This is a genomic window from Paenibacillus sp. P4_A9 (assembly GCF_056402415.1).
In genome coordinates, this window is the sequence record NZ_JBFUHL010000101.1 from 1 (window position 1) to 11519 (window position 11519).

Consider the following 11519-nt stretch of genomic DNA (forward strand, 5'->3'; position numbering starts at 1 on the left):
GTTGTGTACCTGCCTCATTTTATTTCTTGGGTCATATTGGCTGGCGTTGTGATGGATATGCTGTCATTGGATGGCATTATCAACAGTGCGTTGAAAATGTTGGGTTTCGAACCGATTATGTTTTTGGCAAAAAACAGTTTGTTTCCTGCCATTGTTGTTAGTACAGACATTTGGAAGGAATTTGGATTTGCTGCCATCATTTATTTAGCTGCATTAGCCGGCATTAATCCTTCGCTTTATGAAGCAGCAGAAATGGACGGAGCTAACCGATTGAAGCAGTTATGGTATATAACATTGCCGAGCTTGGTTCCAACAGTTGTTTTATTGGCTACGTTGAGYATAGGAAATATCTTGAATGCAGGGTTTGATCAAATTTTCAACTTGTATAATCCGCTTGTCTACAAATCTGGCGATATTATCGATACGTATGTTTATAGGGTTGGTCTTGTGCAAGCTCAATATGGCTTAGCTACGGCCGTTAGTCTATTGAAATCGATGATCGGATTTATACTCATCATCATCTCATACAAAATTGCTTATCGATTTGCAAATTACAGAATTTTCTAATGAAGTAGGTGAATATCCGTGGTACGTAATAAAACGATATCGGCTCAAGTAACCGAAGCAGTTCTCATCTTGGTCATGCTACTCATCTCATTTCTTTCCCTTGCGCCTGTTGTGCACATATTCTCTGTTTCGTTTAGTGATAATGCTGCAGCGGCAGGGGGCCTCGTTAAGTTTTGGCCTGTTGGCTTCTCATTAGAATCCTATCGCAAGATTTTGGAAGAACCTCATTTTTTCAATGCATTTTTAGTTTCTATTAAAAGGGTATTACTGGGCGGTGGAATTAACTTCGTATTGACCGTTATGATGGCTTACCCCTTGTCAAGAAGCAGCAAAGAATTTCCACACAGGGTCGTGTACATGTGGTTCATGCTATTTACGATGTTGTTTACTGGTGGGATCATCCCGTTATATTTGACCATCAAGGCGTTAGGCATGTTTAATACCATCTGGGCTCTTGTTCTGCCGGGTGCGGTACCCGTTTTTAACGTTATTTTGTTGATGAACTTCTTCCGAAATCTGCCGAAAGAGTTGAGCGAAGCAGGTTATATGGATGGTGCGGGTCCTTGGTATATGATGATCAGAGTCTATCTGCCGCTTTCGTTGCCAGCGATGGCGACTGTGACTTTATTCAGTATAGTTGGTCATTGGAATGCGTTTTTTGACGGGTTGATTTTTATGCGCAGTGCGGAATATTACCCGCTTCAAACCTATATTCAACAGCTTGTTGTTAGCCAAAACGCCATGTTGGAACTTGATTCGTCAAAGCTTGAATTACTAATGAAAGTATCGGATAAGACGCTTAACGCTGCCAAAATCGTAGTCTCTATGGTACCGATCCTTATCATTTATCCGTTCCTGCAAAAGTATTTTATACATGGCATCATGCTTGGTTCTGTCAAAGAATAGATAACAAAAGAGGTGTACTTCTATGGAATGGAAAGTCATGTCTTTCAATTTACGTTACAACGAGCCGAAGGATGGGGATAATGCTTGGCCCTATCGCATTAGGCGAGTTTCCCGAACAATCCAAGAGCACGATCCTATTCTCTTTGGCACACAGGAAGGTTATTATGACATGTTGACCGACCTTCACGAGGAGCTGCCAGCGTACAATTGGGTAGGCTTGGGTCGGTTTGGCGAACATGAGGATGAGCACTGTGCTATTTTTTATAAGCGAGATCAACTTGAAGTTTTGGAAGAAGGACATTTCTGGTTGTCCGATACGCCAGAAATTCCAGCATCGAAATGCTGGGACAGCATGTTCCCTAGAATGTGCACGTGGGTCCAATTCAGGGATATCAACAGCGGAAAAGCATTTGTCGTGTACAATACGCATTTGGATCATCGCAGCGAGGCAGCAAGAAGAAATGGTATTAAGGTCATTTGGGATTATATCTGCTCGTATAAGTCCGATGATGCAGTACCTCTAATTGTAATAGGAGACATGAACAGTCATCCAAGCGATCCTACGATCCTGTATTTACGAGGAGAGTTGAATGGCGAAGGTCCGAATGGTTGGTTGAAAGACGCATACACCGCTTTAGAAGGAAATGTAGGCCGAACTGCGCACGACTTTAATGGCGGTGATGACGAGTCGCCAATTGATTATATTTTCGTATCACCCGAGGTGGAACTGCTAGAAACGATCGTCGATAGAAGGCAGGTTGATGGGGGCTACCCTTCGGATCATTATCCGGTAATTGCATCTTTACGATTATCCTAAAACGGAGCAAATCAAGGAGAACAACAGATGAAACATTTGGAGCGAAAACGTTCAATATCGACAATTACGCGTGAAATTGCTCATTCAGAGCAAAGCGCTTATATCGAAGTACCTTTTGAAATGCCCGAGCAGGTTGAGGAGCTTGTTGTATCTTACAGAGTTGAATCTCATGGTGAACAAAGAGCGGTGATTGACTTAGGCCTGAGGGACACCGGCAGAGTGAGAGGCTGGAGTGGAGGAGCGCGCAAAGAATTTCGACTTGGACTGGAAACAGCGACGCCTGGCTATTTGTCGGGCAAGTTGACACCAGGGGAATGGGCCGTTTTGCATAACATTTACAAAGTACCAAGTGAAGGATGCTCTGTTCACGTGACAATCGAGTTCTTGTATAAGACACCTCGCTGGTTGAAGGGCGATCTACACACACACAGTGTGAACAGTGACGGCACCTTTACACTCGAGGAAAACGCGGCAATCATGGAGGAACTCGGTTGCGATTTTATCGCCATGACCGATCACAACGCAGTCAGCCAAAACCTGACTTTCCCGCGCAATGGAAGTGTTGTCATGATTCCAGGGATGGAATTTACAACGAATTTCGGACATAGTAATTTTTTGGGCGTCATCGATCCGATCCTTGATTTTCGGGTAAAAGATCAGGAAGACGTCAATGCCAGGATCGCAGAAGCCCGCGCCAATGGAGCGAAAATCGTGATTAATCATCCGCACTGCGAATATTGTCCATGGGAATGGGATTTCAATGTCGATCACGATTGGGTTGAGGTGTGGAATGGGCCCTTTACGGAGCGAAATGTTCGGGCACTGAATTGGTGGCATAGTCAACTCGTCGCTGGCCGAAGACTTGTCGCTATTGGCGGCAGCGATACCCATCGACCGGACCCGTATGTCAAGCATGCAATGCCATGTACGTGGGTGTATGCAGATGAGAAAACCGCAGATGGCATCTTGAGTGCCATTGACCTGGGGCATGTTTTCATAACTTATTCTCCAGACGGTCCTTATGTCCAGCTGACCGTGGGACCTTATATGGTTGGAGACGTTGTTCCGTCAGTCAATCGGTGCGGACAAGTTTCTCTACATGCCGCGGATTTGAAGGTTGGAGATAAAGTGAAACTGATCAGCAATCTAGGATTAGAAAAGGAAATCGAAGTGTCAACGGATGGCGATCTCGACATCCAAGTTGACGCGCAGGGAATAATGTTTGTACGTGCCGAAATTTGGCGGCATATTGAAGAAGTCAACATGACGCTGATGGCTGCGTTAACGAATCCGATCTATTTTGACAAGTAAAATAAGTGTTAACACATAGACATACGTAAATCGGATAAAGGAGTTAAGACGATGGAGAAAAAGCTTGAAAAAATTTATGTTGTGTTCAAAACACACTTTGACATCGGTTTTACCGGTTGGGTATCTGATGTTGTACAGAGGTATCGGACAGAGATGTTGAAAGATGTTATCGATATTTGTGAGAAGACAACATCAAATCCGGAGCACGAAAAATACGTTTGGACGATGTCTGCATGGCCGCTTGAGCAGTCATTGGAAGGCAGTTCGCATATGGATCGTGAGAAGGCACTATCGTTTTTGGAGAACCGTCAATTGATTTGGCATATGCTTCCTTATACAACACATACGGAATTTTGCGGTTTAGAGGAATGGATTCGTGGGATGTACGTGTCTAGGCGCTTATCTGAGCAATATGGCTACATGCCAAAAGATGCCAAGATGACGGACGTACCTGGTCACACTTGGTCCGTTCCATCTTTACTTGCTAAGGCAGGCGTGAAAATCTTGCATCTTGGCTGTAACCCAGCTTCCACACCACCAGATGTACCACCTGTATTTTTCTGGGAAGGCCCGGATGGCGAGCGGTTATTAACGATTTATTCGAAAGGATCATATGGAACAGGCATACTTCCCCCAGAGGAATGGGAACATCCTGTTTGGTTGGCGATGATTCAAACAAGCGATAATCATGGTCCTCACGATCCTGCTTACGTACAAGAGATGAAGCAATCCATAGAGGAGAGCGGTCTTAATGCCGAGCTTCATATTGGCAGTCTAACAGATTTCGCAGAGGATTTCCTAGCGAGGAATCCTGATCTGCCAGTCATCCGCGGCGATTTGGCCGATTCTTGGATTCACGGTGTTGGCACAGCTCCACGTGAAGTTTCACGAGTTAGGGAGCTGAGAAGCCGGATTACTGCTACAGAAAGCGCTTTGGCATTCGTAAAGCTGAATGGAGACGTCACAATCGATGTTTCCGAGGCTAAGAAGCAAATCGACAAGAGCTATGAATATACGTTGCACTTCGGCGAACATACCTGGGGGATGGACTGTAAAACGTTTCTTTTCCCAAGACGATATGAAAAGCATGAGTTTTTGCAAGATAAGGAAAGCGAACGTTACAAGAAGATGGAGCATTCCTGGCAGGAACAACGTGACTATCTGAACATTGCGGAATCGGCACTTGGCGCGGCGACAGAGTTAGTAGGCGACACAGGAAAGCCTGCTGCGTATCGGGTTTACAACTATTTGGGCTGGAAAAGAGATGCGCGGGTATTGCTGCCGAAGGCTCAACAGCCTGATGCTCACGAAACGCTGATCGACATTGAGACGGGGCAACCTGTGAAGCTTTATAAGGACGAAATTGGCGTGTGGGCGGATGTTAATGGGCTCCCCGCACTTGGATATAAAACATTGGTAATAACAGCTAGCGCAAAAGAAGTCGCAGCAACATCCGTTGCGATGTCGGAGTCCAAGAATGAAGCAGCCCATGGGCCTCTTCGTGGATATATGACAGAAGCGGAAGCAATTATAGAAAATCCATATCTACTCATCAAGGTTTCCAGAAAGACTGGATGGATTCAAAGTATTTGGGATAAACGGTTGCAGAGGGAATTCGTTAACATCGATTCGGAATACAGTTTCGGTCAATATGAGTATAACGTCTACTCCAGTAGCGATATTACGGCGTTTATCAAAAAATATGCTTACCGCTTTTACGACTGGGGCGTACATGATTTTGGAAAAACCGGATATCCAGAGCAACAAAAAAGGGTATCATTTACGACGGAAGATCCCGAATTGCGTTTCGTACAAGAGGGAAGTACTCTTCGAATTCAATGCTTTGCTCATGGAGATCAGGAGTCACTGCGTTCTTATGGCAACGCGCGCAAGATCGGTTGGTCCGTTAGCTTGGAAGAAGACTCTCCTTATTTGGATATAGAATTGCTTTTGAACGACAAGGAAGAGACACCTAAGGCCGAATCAGGAAGTTTTGTGTTTCCTCTCAAATTGGATCAAGCTCAGTATCGGATAAACAAGATGGGTACGGTTATCGATCCATTATGTGATCTGGTGCCGTCTACCAGCACTTTGCTTAACTGTTGTGAATACTTCGTCGATGTGACAGATGGCAAGAGTGAAGCTGGCATGAGCATTATTCCTCTCGATTCACCACTTTTCTATATTGGGAAAAACGGCATGTGGGACTTTGAGCATCAATATAAGCCAGAAAAGCCTGAAATTCACTTMAATCTCTTTAATAATATGTGGGGTACGAATTTCCCGCAATGGACCGGTGGTGATTTACGCTACCGTTACCGGCTTATTCCCCACGCTGGCAGTTGGTCGGAAGCAGAGATGTGGAAACAGGCAGAACAGACATTAAGTTCTGCGGCGRCTATAAACGTCACGGCAAGTAAAGTATCAAATGAGCCGCTGACGATGGATCTACTGCCCCAAGGTTTAGATGGTGCAGCTGTTACTTGCTTCAAGACTGCCGAAGACGGCGAAGGCTTCATCTTGAGATTGCGTGAATGGACAGGTTCTGAGAGGGATCTTGCCATCAGTCTTCCGGCGTGGATCTCCCGAGTGTTCCAGACCGATTTGCTGGAATACACGCAAGGTGAGCTTTCACTTACGGAAGCAAGTAAGACTGATGGATATAAGCAAGTGATTCTTCATACCAAGCCATTCGAGGTACACACGATTCGAATCTGTTAGTACGCGTAGGAGGTTATTTAGATGAATGTGCAATATGGTATTTCCGCCATCAATTGGGTAAATGAAGACATTAAGGAATATGGCAACCACTATACAACAGAGCAAGTGCTTACCGATATGGCGGGCCTCGGCTTCGAAGGTACGGAATTTTGTCGAAAGTTTCCACGTGATGTGGAAACGCTCAAACAGCTTTTGGGAAGCAAAAACATGGTTCTCACTTCCCAATGGAAGTCTGTTCATTTCAGTGATCCGTCTCGACATGAAGAAGAAATGAAAGCATTTCGCGCCCATGCAGACTTTCTGAAAGCGATGGGTTGCCGCCATATTGTAACTTGTGAATCCAGTAACACATACGAGGATCTAAGAAAGAACACTGTCCGCGTCGAACCGCTTACGGAAGCTCAGTGGGGACATATGGTAGATGGCTTGCATAAGGCAGGGCAGTACTGCAAAGATCTTGGCATGAAGCTAGTCTACCATTTCCATGGGGAAACCGTCGTGGAGACCGGTGAAGAGATCGCGCGTTTGATGGAAATGACGGACCCAGAGCTTGTTCACCTGTTGTACGATACGGGGCACGCTTATTATGGCGGAAGTGATCCGTTTTCTATTTTGCAAAAGCATTATGATCGTATTGCTTATATCCATTTGAAGGATGTCCGCAAAGGCGTGCTGGAACAGCATCTTAAGGACGGCTTCCGCTTCCGTGAGGGAGTGCGAAGAGGCGTGTTTACAGTCCCCGGGGATGGTTGTATTGATTATAATCCTATTTTTGAAGAGCTTAAGAGCCGCGGTTACGAAGGTTGGATCATTATCGAAGCTGAACAGAATCCAGAAATCGCGAATCCGGTTCAATACGCTGAGAAAGCCCGTGAATATTTGAAGTCTATAACCGAATAAGCAGGCACAAAGGAGCACATCTCAATGAAACAAATAGCTATTAACGGGTTACCGTTCATATGCTCACAAATGGTTCTAGGTTCTGACTTTTTTCAACCTTCCATACAAAGTCAAGTTAACATGTTGCTTGATAACTATGTTGAGGTAGGTGGCAACACCGTGGACACCGCACACGGTTATAGGGCTGGAGAAAGCGAGAAAGCACTCGGCATTTGGATGAAGGCTAGGGGCAATCGCGATCGTATTCATATCCTCACAAAGGGTGCGCATCATGACGAGAAGGGACCCCGAGTGAACCCGCAAGCCATTACAAGTGACCTTACTGAAAGTCTGCATAGGCTGCAAACCGAATATGTCGATTTATATGCGCTGCATCGCGACGATCCTGAGGTATCTGTCGAGCCAGTCATTGATATACTGAATGAGCATATGGCTTCCGGAAAAATCCGTGCGATCGGTGCCTCGAACTGGACGCACCAGCGGATTCAACAGGCTAATGATTATGCTGCGAAGAACGGTCTTATAGGCTTTTCCTTCAGCAGTACGAATTTAAGCTTAGCTAAGCCAAACATTCCTAGGTGGCCAGGATGTGTATCTGCAGATGAAGCCACATGTGACTGGCATCAGCAGACAGGTATCCCGTTATTTTCATGGTCTACATTAGCTGCTGGCTTTCTGACTGGCCGTTTTACACCAGACAACCTCTATAACGAAGAAATAGTTCGCGTGTACTATAACGAGCTGAATTGGCAACGGCTAGATCGCGCCAAACAATTGGCAGAAGACAAAGGGGTAACATTGGCTCAGATTTCATTAGCCTATGTGAATAATCAATCCTTTCCGACTTGTGCGATCGTAGCTGCCCATTCGTTAGAGGAACTGCATGCGAATCGGACAGCAGCAGAAATCGAGTTAACCGAACAGGAAGTACACTGGCTGGAAAGCGGCAACAAGTAAGTGAGTAGTGGAAATTAAACTTGAATTCATTGGAGTAGGAGAGAACAATGAAAACACTCATTTCAGCAGAAGGAATCGTAACTCCAAGCTGTTCTAAAAGCCACATCACTTATACGCTGCATCTTCATAATGATGTGGATGAATTGCATATCGATTTCGCTTATGATCCTAAGACGTTGGCAGATGAAGATAAAGCGAAAGAACTGATAGATCAAGGACTTCAACGATACTTATTGCCGGAACACTTAGAAGCAAGCCAGAATAACTGGAGATCGTACTTGCCTTTGCAAAATTTGCTTAGCCTGTCCTTCGACGATGAGAATGGATTTCGCGGGGCAGGCCATCGGCACGATCCAGTTCAACACTTGAAGATTGCTAGCGAAGAAGCATCTCCAGGATTGATTCCAGGGCTGATCCCAAGGGGACAGCTACGTGTGACTATAAGTATTCACTGCGTCGTATCGGAGCAAGTCCGTTACAGATTGTGTATAGCGGAAGGCGGGCGACACGCATGACAAGCTGGTTCCCATATGAACTACACACCCATACATTTCACAGTGATGGGAAACAATCGCTGCTGGAACTCGCAGAAGCCGCTAAGGCACTCGGTCTTACGGGCTTCGCATTAACTGATCACAATACGATGACGGGACTCACTGGCAGAGAGCAAGTTCAGGAGAAAATCGATATTGAAATTATACCAGGGCTGGAATGGACTACATTTTTTGGTCATATGGTTACGTTGGGAATTCGCGACTATGTGGATTGGCGGAATTTAAGTCCCTTTCATATTAAGCGAGGAATCGAAGGCGTTCATCGCCAAGGAGGCGTAGTAGGGATCGCTCATCCATTTCGAGTCGGCAGCCCTATGTRCACGGGATGTTTTTGGGAATTTGAGGTTTCTGATTGGCGTGAAGTGGATTACATTGAAGTCTGGTCAGGTCTATTCCCTTCTATCCAAAAGAATAATATTCGGGCTTTCGCATTTTGGACCGACCTTCTTAATAAGGGCCTTCGGATCTCTGCTACTAGCGGAAGGGATTGGCATATCAAAGATCCAGTGAAAGAACCTGTCTGTGCCACATATCTTAAGATAGCTGAAGATGAGGGGACGGTTGAATCCGGAGTATTAAACGCCTTACGAAGTGGGGCGGTGTGTGTCTCTATGGGTCCGCTTCCGAAGTTATCCATTCGTGGAACGGATKGCGAGCTTCTTGCTGGTATCGGAGGAACGCTTAATAGAGAGCTGAAGCCGTCAAATCAACTCGAGATCGTGCTCGGGGTTGATTTAACAGCGAGGGAAAATCACTGGGAGCCGGTCGAATCCTCAATTATTATGCGACTGAACAGCAACAAAGGTGAAATAGCGGTGTGTGAACTGACGAAAGAGAACACAGAAAAAGTGATCTCACCAGATTTGGAAGATGTTACTTGGATTCGGGCCGAGCTGTTCGGGACGTTTCATAATGTCCATACCATGATCGGATTTACTAATCCTATTTATGTGGAATGAATGATGGAGGAAAGAAGGGTTGAGCAATGAGTAATGTTGCCAGCGTTTGGTATATATCTCACCTAGATCTTATGATCCGGATGTTAGTCGCAACTTTACTTGGTGGATTCATTGGGCTGGAGCGAGAATGGAGCAACCATGCTGCAGGGTTTCGAACACATATCCTGGTATGTTTAGGTTCTGCCACAATCATGCTCCTTTCCATCTATGGGTTCTCCGAATTTGTCACTGAAGCGAATGTCCGAGCTGATCCGGCTAGATTAGCGGCGCAAGTAATCAGTGGTATCGGCTTTCTTGGAGCAGGAGCCATCTTACGGAACGGTTCCGTCATCAGTGGACTGACAACAGCTGCCTCTGTTTGGGTTGTTGCTGCCGTTGGACTTTGCGTAGGAGCAGGGTTTTACTTTGTGGCTGTATTGTGTACCTTCTTGGCTTTAGTCAGTTTGCTGCTCTTGAACAAATGGGAGAAACATTTACTTAGAAACCGGCGTGTTCATGAGCTTACCGTTAAGGTGCTGGATCATCCAGGCGTACTAGGCTCGATCGCATCTGCTTTAGGGGAACAAGGCATTCAAATTATGAAGATGAAAATGATACCTGATATTGAAATGTCTGAAAATAGTCTCGCGAAGCCAACCATGCAGCTTTGTTTCACAATGAAAGCACCGGAAAAAGGGAAGCTGTTAGCCGCATTAGATGAAATTCATCGCTCAGAATTTGTGCTGTCATCCGATTCTCCGTGGTTGGAAGGAGTTCAGAACAAACAATCGATAAACAGGGTGATCTTATCAAAATCATAAATCCTAAAGCCATCCGGATCCATTGCTATTTGGGGATATTGATATACCTCTCCGCTAACGGACAGTATACTGGGCAGACTGGGTAAATAGCTAGCCATAAAAGAACCTCCCACTATTTCGATATTGGAAAGGTTCTTTTATATTTATTGACCCGTATTAAAAGCCTCTACTTCGCATCCTTATCTGGCTGATGATTTTAGAGTCCATACATCTTTCGTTATTTAGCTTTTCCAATCCTGCCCAAATTTTTTTCTATAAAAGCACAAATCTTCATTCCCACCGGAATATGATTAACTAATGTACATGATTAAGGAGGAAAACTATGTACTCAGCAGAAATCAGCCGCTCCAATCCGTCTACTTTTCTGTTTATTATTGATCAGTCCGGTTCCATGTCCGACCCTTTCGGAGCTAGCACCAAAGCCGATAGTGTATCGGATGCAATCAATCGGTTATTGCAGAATCTCATTATAAAGTGTGCGAAGTCGGAGGGGATACGCGATTACTTCCACGTTGGTGTGATCGGCTATGGCGCCAGTGTTGGGCCGGCCTTCGGTGGCGTACTTGCCGGAAAAGAATTGGTACCGATTAGTGAAATCGCGGATAATCCGTCAAGGCTGGAAAAGCGTCTGAAGAAAGTTCCCGACGGTGCTGGCGGTATTGTTGATCAAATTGTAAAGTTTCCAATCTGGTTTGATCCAGTCTCGAACGGCGGGACACCCATGTGTCAGGCGATGAATACCGCCTATACCATTCTGAGTCAATGGATCAGCGAGTATCCTCATTGTTTTCCGCCAGTGGTTATCCATATTACAGATGGAGAATCCACCGATGGAGACCCGACTTCTGCCATGGAACAAATAAGAGCGCTGGCTACGGACGATGGGAACGTCTTTCTATTCAACTTACATATTTCCAGCAGACCGAATGTGCTTAGTGTGAGTTTCCCGGAAACCGCGGATGGGCTGCCTGACCAATTCTCGAGGCTGCTCTACGAAGGATCCAGCAATCTAACGCCATTTATGATG

11 protein-coding genes are annotated in these 11519 nt (G+C 45.4%); all 11 read left to right on the forward strand.

Annotated elements, in window-relative coordinates; all coding sequences use genetic code 11:
* Positions 1 to 567 (forward strand): ABC transporter permease subunit (locus AC1DVJ_RS28445; RefSeq protein WP_477595817.1); only part of this gene is annotated, 567 nt, incomplete at its 5' end.
* 18 nt (positions 568 to 585) lie between these two features.
* Positions 586 to 1473 (forward strand): carbohydrate ABC transporter permease, encoded by an 888-nt coding sequence (locus AC1DVJ_RS28450; protein ID WP_477595819.1) that lies wholly within the window; start codon positions 586 to 588, stop codon positions 1471 to 1473.
* 22 nt (positions 1474 to 1495) lie between these two features.
* Positions 1496 to 2290: an endonuclease/exonuclease/phosphatase family protein gene (locus tag AC1DVJ_RS28455; RefSeq protein ID WP_477595821.1), complete on the forward strand. Its 795-nt coding sequence runs from the start codon at positions 1496 to 1498 to the stop codon at positions 2288 to 2290.
* A gap of 27 nt (positions 2291 to 2317) precedes the next feature.
* Positions 2318 to 3601, forward strand: coding sequence for a CehA/McbA family metallohydrolase (locus AC1DVJ_RS28460; RefSeq protein WP_477595823.1), 1284 nt, complete (start codon positions 2318 to 2320; stop codon positions 3599 to 3601).
* A gap of 51 nt (positions 3602 to 3652) precedes the next feature.
* Positions 3653 to 6322 carry a DUF5054 domain-containing protein gene (locus tag AC1DVJ_RS28465; RefSeq protein WP_477595825.1) on the forward strand — a complete coding sequence of 890 codons (2670 nt, stop codon included), beginning with the start codon at positions 3653 to 3655 and terminating at the stop codon, positions 6320 to 6322.
* A gap of 21 nt (positions 6323 to 6343) precedes the next feature.
* A complete protein-coding gene (gene iolE / locus AC1DVJ_RS28470) occupies positions 6344 to 7222 on the forward strand; it encodes a myo-inosose-2 dehydratase (protein ID WP_477595827.1) in 879 nt (292 codons plus the stop codon).
* Positions 7223 to 7246: 24 nt separating this feature from the next.
* Positions 7247 to 8179, forward strand: coding sequence for an aldo/keto reductase (locus tag AC1DVJ_RS28475; protein ID WP_477595829.1), 933 nt, complete (start codon positions 7247 to 7249; stop codon positions 8177 to 8179).
* 47 nt (positions 8180 to 8226) lie between these two features.
* Complete coding sequence (locus AC1DVJ_RS28480; RefSeq protein ID WP_477595831.1) at positions 8227 to 8694, forward strand: hypothetical protein; 468 nt, start codon at positions 8227 to 8229, stop codon at positions 8692 to 8694.
* Positions 8691 to 9692: a CehA/McbA family metallohydrolase gene (locus tag AC1DVJ_RS28485; RefSeq protein ID WP_477595833.1), complete on the forward strand. Its 1002-nt coding sequence runs from the start codon at positions 8691 to 8693 to the stop codon at positions 9690 to 9692. The genes AC1DVJ_RS28480 and AC1DVJ_RS28485 overlap by 4 nt, the downstream gene beginning before the upstream one ends.
* Positions 9693 to 9718: 26 nt before the next feature.
* Positions 9719 to 10492, forward strand: a complete 774-nt coding sequence (locus tag AC1DVJ_RS28490; RefSeq protein ID WP_477595835.1) for an MgtC/SapB family protein — start codon at positions 9719 to 9721, stop codon at positions 10490 to 10492.
* Positions 10493 to 10814: 322 nt separating this feature from the next.
* Positions 10815 to 11519: vWA domain-containing protein (locus AC1DVJ_RS28495; protein ID WP_477595837.1), on the forward strand; the 705-nt coding region annotated here is incomplete at its 3' end.